Annotated in this window: 18 protein-coding genes; 7 read left to right on the forward strand and 11 right to left on the reverse strand. The window is 51.7% G+C overall.

The features are described from left to right. Positions 1 to 20: 20 nt before the first annotated feature. Positions 21 to 218, reverse strand: coding sequence for a DUF1737 domain-containing protein (locus tag ACO0LL_RS20050; RefSeq protein WP_422952587.1), 198 nt, complete (start codon positions 216 to 218; stop codon positions 21 to 23). A gap of 264 nt (positions 219 to 482) precedes the next feature. Here ACO0LL_RS20050 and ACO0LL_RS20055 point away from each other — a divergent pair, with 264 nt between their 5' ends. Beyond that, a complete protein-coding gene (locus ACO0LL_RS20055) occupies positions 483 to 3,263 on the forward strand; it encodes a bifunctional diguanylate cyclase/phosphodiesterase (protein ID WP_422952588.1) in 2,781 nt (926 codons plus the stop codon). Between the two features lie 27 nt (positions 3,264 to 3,290). Beyond that, positions 3,291 to 3,704: a GFA family protein gene (locus tag ACO0LL_RS20060; RefSeq protein ID WP_422952589.1), complete on the forward strand. Its 414-nt coding sequence runs from the start codon at positions 3,291 to 3,293 to the stop codon at positions 3,702 to 3,704. Between the two features lie 57 nt (positions 3,705 to 3,761). Here the strand turns inward: ACO0LL_RS20060 and ACO0LL_RS20065 are convergent, their stop codons facing one another. Then, positions 3,762 to 5,897, reverse strand: a complete 2,136-nt coding sequence (locus ACO0LL_RS20065; protein ID WP_422952590.1) for a S46 family peptidase — start codon at positions 5,895 to 5,897, stop codon at positions 3,762 to 3,764. Positions 5,898 to 6,215: 318 nt separating this feature from the next. Between ACO0LL_RS20065 and ACO0LL_RS20070 the strand changes: the two genes are divergently transcribed. Both ACO0LL_RS20070 and ACO0LL_RS20075 read left to right on the forward strand, forming a co-directional pair. After that, positions 6,216 to 6,749 (forward strand): carboxymuconolactone decarboxylase family protein, encoded by a 534-nt coding sequence (locus tag ACO0LL_RS20070; RefSeq protein WP_422952591.1) that lies wholly within the window; start codon positions 6,216 to 6,218, stop codon positions 6,747 to 6,749. A gap of 41 nt (positions 6,750 to 6,790) precedes the next feature. Further along, positions 6,791 to 8,371, forward strand: a complete 1,581-nt coding sequence (locus tag ACO0LL_RS20075) for a 2Fe-2S iron-sulfur cluster-binding protein (protein ID WP_422952592.1) — start codon at positions 6,791 to 6,793, stop codon at positions 8,369 to 8,371. A 2-nt stretch (positions 8,372 to 8,373) separates the two neighbouring features. On the opposite strand, the gene ACO0LL_RS20080 is transcribed toward ACO0LL_RS20075, so the two are convergent. From ACO0LL_RS20080 to ACO0LL_RS20090, 3 genes are all read right to left on the reverse strand, one after another. Continuing rightward, positions 8,374 to 9,252: an AraC family transcriptional regulator gene (locus ACO0LL_RS20080; RefSeq protein WP_422952593.1), complete on the reverse strand. Its 879-nt coding sequence runs from the start codon at positions 9,250 to 9,252 to the stop codon at positions 8,374 to 8,376. Positions 9,253 to 9,363: 111 nt separating this feature from the next. After that, positions 9,364 to 9,654, reverse strand: a complete 291-nt coding sequence (locus ACO0LL_RS20085; protein ID WP_422952594.1) for a hypothetical protein — start codon at positions 9,652 to 9,654, stop codon at positions 9,364 to 9,366. A 41-nt stretch (positions 9,655 to 9,695) separates the two neighbouring features. Next, the gene (locus tag ACO0LL_RS20090) at positions 9,696 to 10,217 is read right to left on the reverse strand and encodes an SRPBCC family protein (protein ID WP_422952595.1); all 522 of its coding nucleotides are present in this window, start codon (positions 10,215 to 10,217) and stop codon (positions 9,696 to 9,698) included. 192 nt (positions 10,218 to 10,409) lie between these two features. Here ACO0LL_RS20090 and ACO0LL_RS20095 point away from each other — a divergent pair, with 192 nt between their 5' ends. Continuing rightward, positions 10,410 to 12,050, forward strand: coding sequence for a DUF4214 domain-containing protein (locus ACO0LL_RS20095; protein ID WP_422952596.1), 1,641 nt, complete (start codon positions 10,410 to 10,412; stop codon positions 12,048 to 12,050). 142 nt (positions 12,051 to 12,192) lie between these two features. Next, positions 12,193 to 13,578: an ATP-dependent RNA helicase DbpA gene (dbpA, locus tag ACO0LL_RS20100; RefSeq protein WP_422952606.1), complete on the forward strand. Its 1,386-nt coding sequence runs from the start codon at positions 12,193 to 12,195 to the stop codon at positions 13,576 to 13,578. Positions 13,579 to 13,586: 8 nt separating this feature from the next. Here dbpA and ACO0LL_RS20105 read toward each other — a convergent pair whose 3' ends face one another. The 4 genes from ACO0LL_RS20105 to ACO0LL_RS20120 all read right to left on the reverse strand — a co-directional run bounded on the left by ACO0LL_RS20105 (position 13,587) and on the right by ACO0LL_RS20120 (position 16,537). Further along, complete coding sequence (locus tag ACO0LL_RS20105) at positions 13,587 to 13,724, reverse strand: hypothetical protein (protein ID WP_422952597.1); 138 nt, start codon at positions 13,722 to 13,724, stop codon at positions 13,587 to 13,589. 392 nt (positions 13,725 to 14,116) lie between these two features. Next, the gene (locus tag ACO0LL_RS20110) at positions 14,117 to 14,920 is read right to left on the reverse strand and encodes an arylamine N-acetyltransferase family protein (protein ID WP_422952598.1); all 804 of its coding nucleotides are present in this window, start codon (positions 14,918 to 14,920) and stop codon (positions 14,117 to 14,119) included. Continuing rightward, positions 14,910 to 15,425: a flavodoxin family protein gene (locus ACO0LL_RS20115; RefSeq protein ID WP_422952599.1), complete on the reverse strand. Its 516-nt coding sequence runs from the start codon at positions 15,423 to 15,425 to the stop codon at positions 14,910 to 14,912. The genes ACO0LL_RS20110 and ACO0LL_RS20115 overlap by 11 nt, the downstream gene beginning before the upstream one ends. A 113-nt stretch (positions 15,426 to 15,538) precedes the next feature. Beyond that, complete coding sequence (locus ACO0LL_RS20120; RefSeq protein WP_422952600.1) at positions 15,539 to 16,537, reverse strand: NAD-dependent epimerase/dehydratase family protein; 999 nt, start codon at positions 16,535 to 16,537, stop codon at positions 15,539 to 15,541. A gap of 176 nt (positions 16,538 to 16,713) precedes the next feature. Between ACO0LL_RS20120 and ACO0LL_RS20125 the strand changes: the two genes are divergently transcribed. After that, complete coding sequence (locus ACO0LL_RS20125; protein ID WP_422952601.1) at positions 16,714 to 17,637, forward strand: LysR family transcriptional regulator; 924 nt, start codon at positions 16,714 to 16,716, stop codon at positions 17,635 to 17,637. Here the strand turns inward: ACO0LL_RS20125 and ACO0LL_RS20130 are convergent. Next, complete coding sequence (locus ACO0LL_RS20130; protein ID WP_422952602.1) at positions 17,634 to 19,040, reverse strand: hypothetical protein; 1,407 nt, start codon at positions 19,038 to 19,040, stop codon at positions 17,634 to 17,636. The genes ACO0LL_RS20125 and ACO0LL_RS20130 overlap by 4 nt on opposite strands. A 7-nt stretch (positions 19,041 to 19,047) precedes the next feature. Continuing rightward, positions 19,048 to 19,281, reverse strand: a complete 234-nt coding sequence (locus tag ACO0LL_RS20135; protein ID WP_422952603.1) for a hypothetical protein — start codon at positions 19,279 to 19,281, stop codon at positions 19,048 to 19,050. Positions 19,282 to 19,398 lie beyond the last annotated feature (117 nt).

The raw sequence follows: 19,398 nt of genomic DNA on the forward strand, positions 1-19,398 counted from the left end.
AAGTCTGCTCAGGGCCGCGCCTAGAGGCTGGACAAGTCCAGGTCTTGTGAGAATTCACCATCGACTTCCTTGATGATGGCTTGTCCGGCGATGGTTTGCTGACCATTAAAACTCAGCGTAGGCCCGCCATACAGGGTCCAGCCCTGATTCAGGGCGGCGCTGACGCGCACGCAAAAAGTCTTGTCGTCCGGACCAGTCAGGTAACGGTAGAGTTTCATGATGAGTGCACTCCAAACTGCAGGATCATAGGGAGCGCACATTATATTCCATGATGGCAGCCTCGCAGGGCCTGCACAAAAAAGCGGCAAAATCTATTTACCGTGTATTAATTTTTTTCAATACGGCAATATTAGTCTTCAGGTTACAATTACTCACAATTAGCTTTCTGCAAGCCTCCTCAACCAAACTGTTTTAATTCACTGAAATTTGTTGAATTTGTGCAAACATTACAAAAATTTTTACAGCGATGGCAACAGCGAGGAGTGTATACCCGTTTATTCCTGCCCCTATTTTTCCTGATCATCGCCGTTAGCGCCCTGCGCTACTACCTGATGATCAACAGTGAAGTCGCCGATGCAAAACAAAGAATCTCTACAGAATTAAGGCATAGCTCTCACTACCTGATACCTACCCTCAGCAACCTGTCAGCACAAAGCGATAGCGAAGCCATACGCCAGCTACTGATACAGGAAGTAGAAGCCAGCCCGGTACTCTGGCGCATTACCTGGCAATACAAGCTGGGACAGATACAGGGCCAGGATCAGCTTGCAACAACAGCCAGTCCCCCTGCCTGGTTCAACCGCCTGCTGTCCCTGCATGCAGAGCGCACATCCAGGCAGGTCCAGCTGACAAATGGCGACATCGGCACACTCAGCCTGGAAACCAGCATCGCCAGCGAAAATACCCATATCTGGCAAAAAGTCATGAGCCAGGCCAAGATCTCGCTGCTGATTATTTTTACTATTTATTTTTTGCTGGGCCTGATCCTGCGCTCGAATGTCAAAACCCTGCGCAGGCTGGCGGATGCTACTGACAAATTCAAGAAAGGCCAGCATTCGATACGCATGTCAGTCACTGGCACGGCAGAAGCGCGTGCGCTGGCGACCACCTTCAACGGCATGGCGAATGAAGTGCAGACCCTGCTTATGACCTTGCAACGCAGCCAGCGCGCCAATAGCGAGCAATTGCATTTCACCTGGCAATTGCTGCACGCCCTGCCTATTCCCATCTTCTTTCAAGACCAGCACGGCGTCTGCCAGCGCATCAACCGCGCCTGGGAAGAGTTGTTTGCCCTGAATGCTGCCGATGTCGTTGGTCGCCCCATGCCAGTGCTGGCAATCGACAATGACGCCACGCCGTCCCTGCAAAATGAACATGGCAAGCTGGTCAGGGAAATCCAGATACAGGCTGCCGGTCAGATACTGGATGTCATTTATTATCAGGCCAGTTTCACCAATGTCGATGGCGAAGCCACAGGCAGCATAGGTGCCCTGATCGACATCAGTGAACGCAACCAGGCACAGGCCACGCTGGCGGCAGCAAATGAAAGAGTGGAAACCACTCTGGCATCTATCGGTGATGCCGTCATCAGTACAGATGTCGATGGACGCATACTGATGCTCAACAAGGTAGCGCAGCAAATTTGCGGGTGGAACCGCAAGGAAGCACAGGCGCACGAACTGGCCGACGTGTTTGCTTTAATCGATGTCCAGCAGCGCGACAAACTCAGAGAATTTTTGCAGCAGATTTGCCAGAGCAGCGAAATCCTACAAGCGAATAACCAAATCCTGACGGCACGTGGCGGCCAGCAATTTGAAGTCGATTACACGGCCGCACCGATCAGGCAAAGAGATGGTACGGTCACAGGCTGTGTGCTGGTGTTCCGCGATGTCAGTGAAAAACGCCAGTTGATGCAACAACTGAGCTGGCAAGCAGGGCACGATATCCTGACCGGGTTGGAAAACCGTGCGGCGCTGGCAGAACGCTTCAGCACGGCAATCCAGACTGCGCATGATAAGGAAACCTGGCTGGCAGTTTGCCTGCTCGACCTTGATCACTTCCAGGCCATCAACGAAAGCCATGGCCAGGAATTTGCCAACAAATTATTGCAGCAAGTCGCGCGCCGCCTGGAAGACAATGCGGGCAACGAACATCATGTAGCACGTCTTGGTGGTGATGAGTTTGTCGTGCTATTGCAAAACCAGCATGACATCGCCGGTGTGGAATTAAACCTCGCATTGTTGCTGGCAGAACTGGCACAAGCCTATGAGATAGAACAGCAAAGTATCAGCCTGTCAGCCAGCATAGGTGTGGCAATTTATCCACGTGACGATGTGAATGCCGATACCCTGCTGCGCTGTGCCGACCAGGCCATGTACCAGGCCAAGCTGAATGGCCGCAATCAATTTCATTTATTCGACGCCGAGCAAGACCAGCAATTGCGCACCCATCACAACCAGCGCGCCCGCGTGCGCCAGGCCCTGCAACAGGGCGAGATGCGTTTATATTTCCAACCCAAGGTGAATATGCGCCAGGGCCGCATCGTCGGCATGGAAGCGCTGTTGCGCTGGCAGCATCCTGAGCAGGGCATCGTTGGCCCGCTGAATTTCTTGCCACTCATAGAACATACAGACCTGATCATCGATGTTGGAGACTTTGTCTTGCAACAGGCCATGGAGCAATTGCGGATATGGACGCATCTGCATGTGGATTGGGTTATCAGCGTGAATATCGCGGCCCGCCATTTCCAGTGCAAGGATTTTGTCGAGCGCCTGCGTGCCGTGCTGGCAGCCTACCCCGATGTCGCCCCCGAACGCCTGGAAATAGAAATACTCGAATCTGCTGCCATCAAGGATATACAACATGTGCGAGAAGTCATGCTGGCCTGTCAGCAAATCGGCGTCAGCTTTGCACTTGATGATTTTGGTACCGGCTATTCTTCACTATCGTATTTGAAACGCCTGCCCGCCGATACCCTGAAAATCGACCAGAGCTTTGTCCGTGATATGCTGGAAGACAAGGACGACCTGGCCGTTATCAGCGCCGTCATCGGCCTGGCACGCGCCTTTAACCGTGGCGTGATTGCAGAAGGCGTGGAAAGTGCCGAACATGGCGTAGCCCTGATGCGCCTGGGTTGCGAACTGGCACAAGGTTACGGCGTCGCCCGTCCCATGCCAGCAGGCCAGGTCGAGGCCTGGGCAGACAGCTATGTCGCCCCACTGATCTGGGGACATGGCAAAGGCCTGGAGTGGGAGGGTGCCTGAGTGAATAAATAATAAATTGGAGACACTATGCAAACAATCAGCGGTCAATGCAGTTGCGGAAAAATTGCCTATCACTACCCGGCCCCCGCATTACAAATCGTGGCCTGCCATTGCGGCTTGTGCCGCCGTATGACGGGCGCAGCATTATCATCTTATGTCGTGGTAAAGGAAGCTGAGCTGGTATTCACCCAGGGTCAGGAACTGCTGAAAAGCTATACCGTCACATCGCGTACCCAACGCCATTTTTGTACTGACTGCGGCACGCCACTGTACAACTCGAATCAGGAAACTTATGCAGGCTTGAGTATGCTGTATCTGGGCACAGTCAATCAGCATGAAAGTCTGGCGCCGCGCATGGATATTTATTGTGAGAATAAACTGTCCTGGCTGAGTACAGCGGATAGTAGCCGGCATTTTGAGCAGACACCGCGCAAACCCTGAAAGATAAAAAAAGCGTGCCCCATTTCAGGGGCACGCTTTTCACATGAATCAAACCACTTATTTCGCCGGATACTTGATCGTCATTTCTTTCAACAGATTATCGGCATGATCAACTTCTTTCATGACCCATAACATATAGCGTATATCGACATGGATGGCACGAGTGATGGCGGTGTCGAAGTACCAGTCCTTGGTAATCGATTCATAGGTCGAATCAAAATTCAAACCTACCAGTTCACCGTTTTTATTCAAGACGGCAGAACCGGAATTGCCGCCTGTTGTATCAGCACTGGACAGGAAATTGACAGGCACGGTTTGCAGGACATTGTCCTTGAACACGCCGTAGCGTTTTTCCTTCACGGCAGTCAATAAATTTTCCTGCATGTTGAAAGGCGCTTTGCCAGTGTGCTTTTCTACTATGCCTTCGACTGTTGTGAACGGGCCCTTGATGACGCCATCACGCGGTGAGTAAGGTGCTACCGTGCCATATGTCACGCGCAGGGTGGAATTGGCATCAGGATAAACTGGCTTGCCCTGGGATTTTTTCCATTCTATGACGGCTTGCATGTATTGCGGAATCACCCGTTCCAGATTGCCATCGAGCTCTTTGCGGCGGTCTTCGAGTGACATGGCAATGTCGTGCAGCTTCACGGCCAGGCGTACGAAAGCATCGTCGGATTGTTCAAAAGCCTTGCGGTCCTTGCCCATCCAGGCCAGGCGTTTGGAGGTTTCACCCAGGCCGCTTTGCTGATACAGGCTGGCGACACTTTCTGGTGTCGGCAACAATACATCAAGACCTTTTGGATGGGATGCTACTGGCAATTTACTGTATCTTTGCAGCGCTGCAGTGAACCTGGCCTGATCAACATTTTGCAGATAGGATTGTTCCAGGCGGCTGAGTTTGCCAGCGATGATATTCATGTCGCGCTGCTGGTAACCGGGCTGGCGTTCTGCATCCGGTTTTGTGCTCTCCACTGCCAGGCGGTACAGGGTACGTGCGCTCTTCAGCATTTCAGTGGTGCTGGCAACATTCCAGGCAAATTCTTCGTCCGACATGGTCATGTCGGCGGCGATGACGGTATCAAGCTCTTTCAGCAAATCTTTGTTGCTGCCATGTTGGGCATACCACCGGCGGAATTCTGCATCTTGGCCATCCTTGATGGCAGCGATGTCCTTGCGGGCAAATCCTTCCAGCAAACCCTCAGTTTTTTTCAAACCATTATTGATACCTTTGACGACGCTGGCGTAGCGCACTTCTGCGCCTGCATTGCCAGAGGTTGCAGCAGCAATCACGGCCAGGTCTGCCTTGGACTCTGCCACTTTGGCTGGGTAGCTGACATCACGGGCAAAGCGTATTTCTGCCGGCAGTTTATAGCGGCTGGTGCGGCCAGGATAACCCGCCAGCAAGATGGGGTCACCATTCTTCAAACCCTGGGCAGATACGACCAGAAAGTCTTTTGACTGATACGGCACGTTCTCGACAGACAGATCAGCGGGGCGGCCATTTTTGCCCACATACGCACGCAGGAAGGCATAGTCGCCAGTATGGCGCGGCCATTCAAAATTATCGACTTCACCACCAAAATTGCCTATCTTGTCTGACGGTGCATACACCAGGCGCACGTCACGTATCATGATCTGACGTATGCGGTAATACTCAAGACCGCGATGGAAGCTCGGTACCGAGCAACGGTAAGCCTTGTCTTGCTCACATTCAGCAATCAGCGCCTTGATACGGTTTTCCACATGCTCAGCCCTGGCGCGGCCAGACATGGCGGCGGTCAAGCCCTTGTTGATCTGCTCAGTGACATTTTCGACTTTTTCAGTGATGTACATGCGCGCATCAGGGCCTGCGGGCAATTCATCTGCCAGTGTCTTGGCCAGGAAACCATTTGCAATATAGTTTTTTTCTGCGGTTGAATTTCTTTGCACGGCACCATAAGCGCAATGATGATTGGTTACCACCAGGCCAGTGTTCGATACAAAAGAAGCAGAGCAACCGCCGAGCGACACCATTGCTGACATCGGGTGTTTTTGCAAATCCGCCAGTTTTTCTGCGGGCACATTGATGCCTATGCGCTTCAGTTCAGATTTCAGTTGTGGCAACTGGTAGGGTTGCCACTGACCTTCGTCAGCATAAGCAGAGGAAACAACACCAGCCAGCGCCAGCGGAAGAGCAAGGGTTTTAAACAAAATACACTCCAAATTAAATTCTTAGGTCATGCGCATGATTTGATCATTGCTTCATAGCGAATTGATCATCGTGACTTGATTAATTTCCATGAAATACAAGCAATTAGGCGCAAATACAGACATATCTTAGCTGAAATAGTTCCTGCATTTCTCCGGAGGAAGATAGCAAACTTTAAATTATTCCATTTATCGGAATAATGAATTCAGGATTTAGGTTATTCCTATATTTTTGTGAAACGCACAAACTGTGGTCCATGCAATTGCATATCAATACCCTGACTTCAACATAAACATCAACCTCTATTGAATGGAAATATCATGAGCCGCATCAATCTCGTTACCAAAGAAACCGCCAATGCTGAACAACTGGCCCTGCTGGAAGCGATACAAACAAAACTGGGCATGGTGCCGAATTTTTTGAAAGCCTTTGCCAATTCCCCTGCTGCCTTGCGCGCCTTTTTGGGCTTGCATGGGATTGCTGGTGAAGGCAGCCTGGACCCGCAAACCCGCGAGCGTATCGCTTTGGCAGTAGCGCAAAAAAATTCCTGTGAATACTGCGTCTCTGCCCATACCGCGATAGGTCGTGGCACTGGCCTGGACAATGAAGAGATGGCAGCGAATCGTGCAGGCGGCAGCCAGGACGCGAAAGCCGCCGTTGCCGTGAAATTTGCCCGCTCACTGGTCGAGCATGCAGGTGAAGTGAGCACGACAGACATTCTGGAAATGCGCGACCACGGTTACAGCGATGCCGACATTGTCGAAGTCATCACCCATGTGGGCATGAATATCCTGACGAATATCCTGGGCAAGGCCACACGCGTGGAAATCGACTTTCCTAAAGTCAGCCTGTAAATCCGCAAGAAGTCCTATCCCGTCACAGCGAGGAAATCATCATGTCACGCGCATTTGCCGATATCAGTTTTACCCCCAGTGTCAAAGCCGCACAAAGCATGTATGGCAGCCGCGAAGCCAATCGTGGTTTTGAACTGGTGGAAGAAAAACGCGATTCCCTGCTAGCGCAGGACATGGAATTTATCGTCGCCCGTGACAGCTTTTACCAGGCGACGATTTCAGAAAACGGCTGGCCCTATGTGCAGCACCGTGGTGGCCCAGCCGGTTTTCTTAAAATCCTCGATAACAAGACCATCGCGTATGCAGATTTTTCTGGAAATGCGCAATACCTGAGCGTAGGCAATCTGTTTGCCAGCGACAGGGTATCCTTGATACTCATGGACTATGCCCGCCGCCGCCGCATGAAGATATGGGGCCATGCCAAAATTGTCCATGAAGAGGATGATGTGCGCCTGATCGCCAGGCTGGAAATGCCTGGCTACCGCGCCCGTGTCGAGCGTGCCGTTGTCATTACGGTAGAAGCCGTGGAGTGGAATTGCCCGCAACATATCACCCCCAGGTTTAGCGAAAAGGAGGTGCAAGGCATGCTGGCGAAGCTGCTGGCTGAGAAACGCCAACTGGAAGAACAGATAACACAAAAGACCGCACCTGCAAAACCCACCATCCTTGGCAATGGCCCACTGGAGTTGGTCATCACAGGCGTACGCCAACTCAGCCCGCGCATCCGCGCCTATGAATTGCGTGACCCTGCAGGCAAGGATTTGCCTGCGGTGAGTGCGGGTGCACATTTGCGGGTACCCGTCTTGCTGGCAGACGGGCAGGCGGCTACACGACAGTACTCCATCAGTTCTGCTGGTGGACCAGCTGACTGTTACGAAATTGCCGTGCTGGCCGAACCAGAAGGCCGTGGTGGTTCCATGGCAGTCCACGATCTTTATGCGTTGGGCATGCATTTGCATTGTGATTTGCCACGTAATGACTTTGCATTGCACGCGCATGCAGCACCCGCCGTGCTGATCGCTGGGGGCATAGGTATCACCGCCATCAAACCCATGGCTGCACAATTGTCAGCGCAGGGGCGGCCATACACTTTGCACTATGCAGGCCGCACGCTCAATGCAATGGCCTATCGTGCAGAGTTGCAAATCCAATTGGGTGCCTCGTTGCATCTGTATGCGGCAGATCAGCAGCAGCGCATGGATATACACAACATCATGGAAAAAGCAGGCCAGGACAGCCTGTTTTATATCTGCGGCCCAGCCAGCATGATCGCTGCTGCGTTGAATGCTGCTGCGGCCTTGGGCATAGATCCGCAAAAAGTGCGCTATGAAAGATTTGCGGTACAAAAATCAAACCAGGACGAAGAGATACGGGTGGAGCTGGCACGCAGTAAAAAAGTCATCCATGTCCGCGCTGACCAGACTATTCTGCAAGCCGTACGCGCCCATGGTGTAGTAGCGCAAGCAGAATGCGAAACCGGCAATTGCGGCACTTGTGCCGTGAAACTGCTGGGTGGACAAGCACTGCACAGGGATACGGTGTTGACAGAAGCAGAGCAAAAAGACCGCATCTGCATCTGTGTATCGCGGGCACAAGCTGGTGAACTGGTGCTTGATCTGTAAGCCTATTTTTGCAAGGGCAGGAAGATGTCAGTCACCATCAGGTGTTCAGGCACGTCAGGGAAAAAGCTGATGCGCTGGAAGAACAGAGGAAAGTCGCGCAAATTGCGCTCGCTTTGTGGCAGCCAGCTGTTATACAAAAAGCGCACGACATTTCCCAATTCAGCATCACTGCCGGTGTGCCTTATTACCGCACATTCACCAGCGGGGATAGTCTTGTTGACGATACCATGTTCATTCTCTGCTACTGGCGCAGTGACTGCCGCTGCCAGGTCAAAGCGAAAATCGGCAGCGGGTGTTTGCTCAGGGTCGTCATAGATAAGATTAAAAGTCGCGCTAACGCTGGGCGGCAGTTTGTTGAGCTTGCGCCAGGCAATAAAGCGCTGGATGCTGTTGGGCAGCAAGCCGGGCGCGCCGCGGTGTTCCAGCACGGCGATACGGGTTTCAGGGAAGGTGATGATGCGTACATCGCTGTGTTGATAAGTCATGGGCATATGCTGTTCTCTCAATTGGATCAAGGTTGAATTGCTGTCTTGCCAGTTGTCCCACCGAGGCTGTTTCCTGAATTGCGACGGGCTCAGTCCCAAGCTTTTTTTAAAAGCACGGGAAAAAGCTTCACTGCTTTCATAGCCATTATCCAGCGCGATATGGATCACCTGTTTATGGCTACGAAATGCCAGTTCATACATGGCTTTTTTAAGTCTCAATAACTGTACATAGCGAAATGCCGCCAGACCAAAATACTCAGAAAACTGCCGGTGAAAATGAAATTTTGAGAAAGCCGCAACTGCACTTAAACGCTCCACCGACAAGTCTTCATCCAGATGGCTATCGATGTACTGCAACACACGCAGCATGCGCTGTTGGTAATTGGATTCACTCAATGATTTCTCCCTGACAGACTGCAGAATAAACAGCCTCCAGCGATGCCGCATGATAGTTCTTGCTCAGTTCTGTCTTACTCAGTTCTGTATTGCTCAATTCTGTTTGCTGCGTCAGTCATGCCGGTGACGCAAGCGTTCCAGCAAAGCCTGTTCGCAGAGTTTGAACAGCATGTAGGCAGCCATGGCAGCACAGGCTGAGAAGATAAGTTCGAGCAATTGCTGCAAGCCGCCTTCGACCAGACCTATCCAGCCATTGTCGAGCAGATACTCAGCATTGGCACTGAACAGGTGGACGATATCGAAAGACAGTTTGCCAAACACCACGAAGCTCAGGGTCAGCAACAAAAAACTGGCAAGACTATGCTGGCATAACCAGGTATAGAATTTTCGCTGTCTTGCCATATGCTGTCCTTTAAATAGTTCTGTTCGTGCGGCAAGCCTGCTCAGGTCTTCTCGACGATACTTTTGAGACTATGCAAGCCCTCATCAAATTTGCCACCCACCATTTTATCCATGCTGAAAAACAGACTCATGAGTTTGGACATGAAATTGCTGGGGCCAAACATGGCATGGCTGACGACCGTGCCGCCATCTTTTTCTTCAAGGCGGAACTCGATAGTGTTTTGCGCAGCAAATGGCTTGTAGAAGTTGATTTGCAGGCGCAGGTAATCATGCAGCCGGGTTTCCAGGATTTCCATCTTGCCTTCGCCCAGGTCTTTGTTCCCCTTCCACGCATAAACCGCTCCCTGCCCCTGCGTAGCACCACTGTATGTGCGCTGTACAGCCGGGTCAGCTTTTTCCCAGGGAGACCAGGCTTCCCATTCGTGAAAATCATTAATCAGAGGGAAAATCTGTTCAGGCCTGGCCTGGAATACGAGAGACCGCTCGATACGAAAATGATCCGGCCTGGTGGAGACATACAGCAAGAGGGCAGCGAACAAAAGCAAGATGATGGTAAGGATCATGAAATGTCTCCTGAATGGGGAATTAGTAGCTTAATTTGCCTGAGGCCTATTTACCAGCATTGCATGCAGTCCCCGGTATATTTTGCTTACAAAAGTTACTGTCAAAGCGAACTCATGTGCCTGTGATTGCTGTGTTTCAGGCAACAAACTGGCTATACTAAGACTATTCTCCGTTAATTTACCTATATTCCTATGCCATTACCGAGCGATGCAGGCCAGACCACCAACTTCACGCTATCCGGCGTCACTTTGCTTGATGCGCTGCTCCATGGCATCAAATGGGGTGGCCTGAATGGTGCAGTTGTTACCTATAGCTTCCCTTGGACTGCGGGCGAATCCTATTTTTATGGACGCAACAGTTCCAGCAGCTACACCCCGGACAATGAACCGGGTGCCAGCCACATGGCGCTCAGCCTGGAACAGCAAACCGCCACCAAGGCTGCCATGCAGGCCTGGGCCAATGTCGCTGACATACAGTTTGTACAGGTTGCTGACAACAACACCAGCGCAGGAAATATCCGCGTTGCCTGGACTTCATTCGCAGACACCACATCGACAGGCGGCAGTGCCTGGGGCTGGGCCTACAGACCAAGCAGTGTCAACCCGTCTGGCGGAGATATCTGGCTGTCTGGCAATGGCAATAAAACCAATACCAACTGGAGCGTAGGTTCCTTCAATTATTCATCATTGATACACGAGCTTGGTCATGCGCTCGGGCTCAAACACCCTTTCGAGGGTGACATAGTCTTGCCCACCGCCTTTGATACGGCACAATATTCCATCATGTCTTACACGGAACAAGCCAATGACATGTTCAGGACCATTACTTATGATGCCTCGGGCAAACCCTCGTTCAGCTTCAAATACATCGTGCCAGAAACACCGATGGTGCTGGATATCGCTGCGATGCAATATGCCTATGGTGCCAATAACAGTTACCGGACCGGTGACGATGCATATACCTTCGATCCGAATACCCCTTTTCTGAAAACCATCTGGGATGCCGGTGGCAATGACACCATTTCTGTCGCCAACTTTACCCTCGGCTGCGTGATTGACCTTACCCCCGGCAATTATTCTGACATACGCATGGTATCTGCGCCCAATCCACCTGGCTACACCGGTGGCACGGTACCAACTTACGATGGCAGGCAAAATCTAGGTATTGCCTATGGTGCTTATATAGAGAATGCGATAGGCGGTGCTGGCAATGACACTTTGTATGGCAACAAGCTCAATAACAGTTTTACAGGCAACGGCGGCAACGATGCAATTGATGGCGACCTGGGCCTCGATACCGCCATCTACAATGGCCTGCACACGAATTACAGCGTCAGCGTCAAAGGGGGCACTGCGGTAGTCGCTGCCAAAACTGGCACTGAAGGCACGGATACCCTGGTCAACGTAGAACGCCTGCATTTTACCGATGAAAACATCGCCCTTGATATCAATGGCGTTGCCGGGCAGGCTTACCGCCTGTACCAGGCGGCCTTTGACCGCAAGCCAGACTTGAAAGGCCTGGGTTACTGGATCAATGATATGGACCAGGGTTCCAGTCTGACGACGGTAGCGGCGGGTTTCATGCTGTCGGCTGAATTCCAGAAACTGTATGGCACTAAACCCACGAATACCGTGCTGGTCACCAATTTTTACCAGAATGTCTTGCACCGTACACCAGACCAGGCTGGCTTCAATTACTGGCTGGATCAGCTCAATACCAATAAAATCACTGCCGCCGGTGCCCTCGCCAGCTTTTGTGAAAGCGCCGAAAACCAGGCTCTGGTCATAGGTTCTATACAAAATGGCATTGAATACCTGGTCTGGCCTGCATAAACACGCAGTAATAGCCACTTTCAGCCTTTCATACCTCAAAGCCCGCCACGCTGGCGGCAGCTTAACCTACAATGACGACATATCCGCCGGGCTGCTCATGAAAGAGCGGCCTGCTGTCGTCGTCTTCATACAAAATACATCCATGTCAGAATCCACCGCCTTCAATACCCTGCCGCTATCCGCCCCCATGCTTGCCAATCTGGACAGCCTGGGCTACAAGGAAATGACAGCGATACAGGCAGCCAGCCTGCCCATCATCCTGCAACAGCAAGACCTGATCGCCCAGGCCAAGACCGGTAGCGGCAAGACCGCCGCCTTTGGCATAGGCATGCTGGCCAAGCTCAATCCCACTTATTTTGCTGTGCAGGGCCTGGTAATTTGCCCGACGCGTGAGCTGGCTGACCAGGTCGCCAATGAGTTGCGCCGCCTGGCCAGGACCATGCCAAACGTCAAGATCGTCACCCTGTGCGGTGGCACGGCCATGCGCCCACAAATTGCCTCGCTCGAATATGGTGCCCACATCGTGGTTGGCACACCTGGCCGCCTGATCGACCATATCAGCCGCAACACCATCAACCTGAAAACCGTACAAACCCTGGTGCTGGATGAAGCCGACCGCATGGTCGATATGGGTTTTTATGATGATATCTACGACATCGTCGCCGCCACGCCCACGCGCCGGCAAACCCTGCTGTTCTCGGCAACCTACCCGGATGATATACGCCAGGCCAGTGAGCAGTTGCTGCGCGACCCGGTGGAGATCAAAGTTGAATCCCAGCATGCCGCTAATCACATCGAGCAAATGTTTTACCTGGTCACACCAGAAGGACGCAATACCGCTGTCGCCACGCTACTGCATCATTACCAGCCGACATCCACGATTGCCTTTTGCAATACCAAGATCCATTGCCGCGAACTGACAGAAGAATTGCATGCCCAGGGCATCAGCGCCCTGGCCTTGCATGGCGACCTTGAACAACGTGACCGCGACGAGGTCTTGATACGTTTCGCCAATCAAAGCTGCTCAGTCCTCGTCGCCACCGACGTCGCTGCCCGCGGCCTCGACATACAAACCCTTGGGGCAGTCATCAATGTCGATGTCTCCAAAGACACCGAAGTCCACATCCACCGCATAGGCCGCACAGGCCGCGCTGGCGAAAAAGGCCTGGCCCTGAGCCTGGCTACACCGGGCGAAAAGAAGTGGGTCAAACTGATAGAAGAATATCAGGGTGAATCCGTCAGTTGGGGCGATATCCACGCAATTGAAGCCGGCCCGGAAAGAGACCTGCAAGCCCCGATGATGACCATCTGCATCATGGGCGGCAAAAAAGACAAACTCCGCCCCGGCGATTTACTCGGCGCACTAACTGCCGACCTGGGTTTGAAAAAAGAACAGGTAGGCAAAATCAATGTCTCGGAATTTGTGACTTACGTCGCCATCGACAGGCAGGTCGCTGAAAAAACGGTAGACAGGCTGAGCCGTACCAATATCAAGGGCAGGCAGTTCAGGATGCGGATTGTTGATTGATAGCGGCGTCATGAAATATCAACAGCAATTGGATTGATGGTGCTGTTGGGTGGTTGCAGTTGCAGTTGCAGTTGCAGTTGCAGTTGCAGTTGCAGTTGCAGTTGCAGTTGCAGTTGCAGTTGATTTTGACTTTCTGCAGTTCCCATGTGTAGACGCCGTTTGTGCGGTACAGAAAATGGAAAAAGAAGAGCCGCTGTCTGAGCGAAGCGAGTTTCGGATCTTCCCATTTTTTGTACCGCACAAACGGGAACCCCGTAGGGGCGGCTACGCCTGGGTCGCCTTTTTTCGCTTACCTTTTTTGGCGAAGCAAAAAAGGTGAGTAGCTGCCGGGCTACCCCCGGCCTGCAATCTCAAATAACGTATAGAGGTATTAAAATCAGATATGCAATTATGATGTATCTGAAATTAATTTACCTTACAGTATGCCACAAACGCCGCTGGATTCCTGCCAAAAGCACGCAGGAATGACGTAGCTAAGCTTGCGATAAATAATAGGGTTAAGTAGTGCAAAACACGATAAGATTTGAAAAATTACTTCCTACGCCTGCCTTACCAATAACTTCCCAACATCCACATCCCCCGCCAACTTCATCCCAAAATACTTCAGCAACAAGGCCATGTATTCATCTTCACCATTTATCGTATGAACATGCCGCCCATGCTCATCGGTGATGATGCATTTATTATTGGATATGCTGATGCGACCCTTGGCGGTGGCAATAGAGCATATCGACTTTTGCGTAAAATGCGATGCCGGTGAAGTCTGCTGATAGGTACACATCTTAAAAAAAGCAGCGATGGCATAAGCCTGTAAACTGAAACGGTACTGTGCATGCCCGACACCACCATCCCTGGCCTGCATGAGCACATAATGCGCATCCCCATCCGCTGCCAGATAATAGTGCAAGCCCAGTTCATGTACGCCTTCACCACCTAATTGCAGCGGTGTACGGAAGCAATCGCCAAAACCGACATCAGCCAGATAATCCTGGCCATCCACATGCACCAGCAAGAGCATGTGATCAAAGTCCGGCCCATAGTCTTTGCCATTATGGACGCGGGCAGACAAGCGGCTGACGCCAAAACCCAGGGTTTCCAACAGTAGTGCAAAGGCCTGGTTCAGTTCATAACAAAAACCACCGCGCCCCTGCCACAATAATTTATCGAGCAAGGCATCCGTCGATAAATCCAGCTTGTTGCCAAGGCTGATATCAAGGTTTTCAAAAGCGATCTTTTGCAGATGCGCCTGATGCAAGGCAGTCAGTGTCGCCAGATCAGCATTGCGTGAGCCCTGATAAGCGAGCCTGTGCAGATAAGCTTCCAGCTGTGCTTCATTCAGCATGCAGGGCCTCCGTGAATTTTTCTATCGCAAGCGCATGCTCGGCATGAATGAAATCGTCCTGACAGCTTGCATACAACATGCCTTCATATCCCATGCCGAGATAGTCAAAAGTATGCTGGAACACTTGCTCAAAGCAGGCGGCGGGTACGGCATCGTAACCTGTGCCCAGCAGAGCGGCCTTCTTTGAACGTAATTGCCGCCCGAGGTCTTTTTCGACTTTCAGCAAGTCAGAAATCCTGTCCATGAAAGTTTTCATGATGGCGCTGGGAGAGTACCAGTACATCGGGGTCGCAAGTATGATGCGGTCGAAGCTGAGTACCTGTTTCATCAGCGTCAAAAAATCATCATCACGGTTCTTGAATTCATAATCAAAGGGGGCTATCTGGTATTGATTAAGATCGATGACACTGGCTTTGAGTTTGCTGGCAATAGCGATGGCGAGTTCAGCAGTATTACCTGTGCTTCTGGAGCTGCCAACGATAATAATAGTGCGGGTTTCAGGCATGGTTGCGATACACAATCAACAAGAAAGAAAGCTGAATATACTCCGCTATGGCAATTCTTGCAGAGCAGGCCTCCGCAAGAAATAAGCAAACATGCTACCTGCACCCGTCAAAATTAGCTTCGCTTGCCTGTACCGGCCTCCAGCAAGAAGTCTTTGCCTGCTTGCGGTTTCTTCACATAGCTACGCAGGGCATCCTGCAGACTGCTGGTCGATATCTTGCCAAGTAATTTTTCCAGTTTTTTACCTTGCAATTGATGCGGACGCTGCCACAGGTAGCGCATTTTGATCGCGGCGCGCAGCATGGGAGAGAACAGGCTGATGGCCTGCATCAATAACCAGGGCATGGCTTTGGCTTTGAGCGGGCGGCCACTCAATTGCTCCAGTGCGGCATGCACTTCCTTGCCGCTGGCAGTAATGCCAGGGTAATGCATGACCTCGAAAGCAGGCAAGCGATCACGCTTCTCAGCAACGCGCACGAATATCCTGGCCAGATCGGGCAGGTAAGCCCAGGCATGTGGCAAATCATCTGGCCCCATGTGGGTAACCACACCTTTGGAAAGTGACTTGGTGATCGCCATGTCCAGCCAGGTGCCAGTGCCGCCAATGAAATCACCGGCGCGTAAAATCACGCAGCGCAAGCCCTGCTGGGTGGCAGCAGCCAGAGTCTCTTCCATGGCTATGCGTTGTGCCGCCCTGGGGGTATTGGCGACAAAAGGCGTGTCTTCTGCCAGCACCGGAGGCAAATCAGCCCCAAAGTTATACACATTGCCCGGCACCATCAGCAAAGCCTGGGTGGCGCTAGCAATGCGGATGACGGCATCTGTGCTTGGTGGCAACAGACTGTCCCAGCGGGTATAGTCAGGATTTACTGCATGCACCACCACATCCACCATGGGTACGGCAGCCAGTATGCTTGCGGTGTCGAGTACATCACATTGCAGGTATTCAATATTGCGCCCCGGCCTGTCATGACTGGCTGAGCGCGCCTGGGCAATTACGCGCCAGCCTGCTGCGGCAAAGGCCTCCACCGCAGCCTGTCCGAGGCGGCCTTTGGCACCAAGTACCAGTACTGAGGGTGATTGAGCATTGTTTGCTTTGGATGCAAAATTCATGAGAGGCTCCGGTGATGTGCGTTTCAGAAAAAATAAGTAATGCAGGCATTTTCAATCTGGCAGGATGTATTTACAATCGACATAAATACATAAGTTCTATTCAAATTTGAATACCTTGATCTGTATTTTTTCGCCTTTTTTTGCGTATCTTTTGCCTGTCCTCATGATGGAATAACATGTCCAAACTCACTTTCGACCCAAGCCAGACTGACTGGAACCTGATACGCAGCTTTGTTGCGGTCGTAGAACAGGGCTCGCTGACACGGGCAGCCGAGGTGCTGGGCCTAAGCCAGCCTACCCTGTCACGCCAGATTGCCGAGCTGGAGGGCAGCATAGGCGCAGCCTTGTTTGAAAGGGTGGCACGTGGCCTGAAATTGACCAGCACAGGTGAAAACCTGGTCGAGCCAGCCCGTTACATGATGGCAGCAGCGCGCTCACTGGGCATGGCTGCAGCGACCCAGGATAATGGTTTGCGCGGCACGGTCAGGATCACTGCCAGTGAGATGGTGTCCGGCTTCGTCTTGCCAGCCTTGCTGCGCCAGTTGGCGCAGTTGCATCCAGAAATCCAGATAGAACTGGTGGCCAGTAACCAGGTCAGCAATTTACTGGAACGTGAAGCCGATATCGCCATACGTATGATACGGCCAGCACAGTCTGCCCTGATTGCCCGTCACCTGACAGACTGGCCCATAGGCATGTATGGACACAGGGATTATCTGGCAGGCTTGCCAGTCCTGCCATCAAAAAACCAGACAGCTACACTGGCGCTGATGCAAAAATTTCGCTGGCTGGGGCTGGATCAATCCGACCAGTTTATCACTGGCTTTCGCGCGGCTGGCATACAGATAGACCGCAGTTTCTTCGACTTCCGTTGCGATAACTATCTGGTCAACTGGCAAGCCATACAGCAAGGCCTGGGTATAGGTATCGCCATGCGCTGGCTGGCCGAGCGAAATCCTGAACTGGAACAAGTGCTGGCCGAACAGGAACTGCCGTCCCTGCCTGTATGGTTGACCACGCATCGCGAACTCAAGTCCAGCAAGCGTATCAGGACGGTATTTGATTTTCTGGCAGAAGGTTTATTGCAACACAGGTTTTAGCAACCACAGATCAGATACTGATCAATGTCGAATAAATACCAGCGTCCACCCGCATTGGCGAATATCACTCTGTAAGCGGGCTGATGGACGGCACTATCGAGCATGATGCCGCGGTGCCAGGCTTCAACAATCACAAAATCGGCAACGCCATCATTGTCAATATCTATGCTGGTGATGCTGGCCTGAGAAAAATGCTCATGCGTATTCGATTTTGCCTTGCTATCGTATTGCAGTTTGACTGGCGCTTGTGTCGTCACTTTCGCAGGACCCTGCAATCTGGTTAATTGACCAAGGGTATAAAAATACAAGAGCGCTTCATCTTTTGTTTTGGCCTGCAAACTTTCCAGCCTTTTTTGCGCCAGGCTTTTTACAGGTTCAGGCTGATCTTCAGATTCTATAAAACGAAAACCCTGTTTGCAGTTATCCACACCGAGGCTGTATTTTAAATCTGAGTTTATCGATTTGACACGGCCATCCAGCATGAGCAGGTTTTTGATCACCGGTTTTTGCAGGAATACATCGGCCTTGCCCAAGTCCCACCAGCCTATTACATAGCTACCCGCCGGTTCGTATTCATTCCAATATGGTCCGCTGACTGGTTTGATCGCGTAGCTTATCTGATATTGCCGGGATAGTTCTTCAGGGTTGGCGGAAGGCTTGCCCAGTTCATCCAGTGATTTGAAGTACGAGGGTGCTGCAGCAGGTAAATCCAGTTGCCGCAACATGACCAGCACGCCGGGATAGAACAGGGAAGAATGCAAACGGGCAGTAGCTTCTGTGGTCTTTTTGCCGGGTAATTCCTCAGACTTTGCCAGCTTCAGTAATTCTTCCCATGGAGCGGGAGGCTGGAAATAAGGCGAAGCCGGTTCGATGATACCGGCCATCATGCGCTGCTTCATAGCTTCAAATTCAGGGATAGGGTAGCGCTTGAGCACTGGCCGTTTTTCCCACACAAAATTACTGTCTGCCGTTTCCAGTGCTTTTTGTTGTGGGCTGAGCATGGTCTCCTGAAAATAAGCGCCAGCATCTTGCAGGCGGCTTAAGCTGGGTGCCATCCAGAAAGTGCGCGCCGGGAAATAATTAGTGCTATCGCTAGTCCGGTGATAGCTATCTACAAAGTCTTCCAGGCGCAAAGCTCTGTCACCTAATAAATTACAGGCAATAAAACCATGCTGGTCTTCGCCCCAGGTGATGGCACAGAACATGCTGCTGGATGCAGTGACATCCATTTGCACCTGCGTATTTGCCACCAGATGCGTGAGTACTTCTGCATTGGCTTCCGGTCTGGCGCGGACATTAACCCAGGAGCCATGAACCCAGCGCGTCTCACTGACTTGAGCATACCCGACATCACAAAGAAAACCGGCAGCAAGCAACAAAGCAGGAACGAAAGATTTTTTCATCGTAATGTCAGGCCAAAGACTGCACATACTCAAGCGCGGCCTGCGCCATGGCAGGAAATTTTTTTCCGTGCGTTGCCGTCAATGCCACCCATTCTTTCATCGGACGACCTTTGCCTGAGGGGTCCCACAAGACGGCATCCGCCAGTGCAATCGCCTTTGCATGCTCGTCCCCTGCCAGTTTGAATACCACCGTCTCTTTATGCAGGGCGACAAAGGCTTTGCCATTGATTTTAAGGAACATCTGATTAAGTTCTAATTTCCATCAATTACAAAATCATGTTCCAGTCAAAGCATAAAACGTGCTGCTGAACATGATTTTCATCAAGAATTGGGGAGTTGTATCCCCAACTTCTTCAGT

The organism is Undibacterium sp. TC4M20W, from assembly GCF_049340245.1.
Classification (GTDB): domain Bacteria; phylum Pseudomonadota; class Gammaproteobacteria; order Burkholderiales; family Burkholderiaceae_D; genus Undibacterium.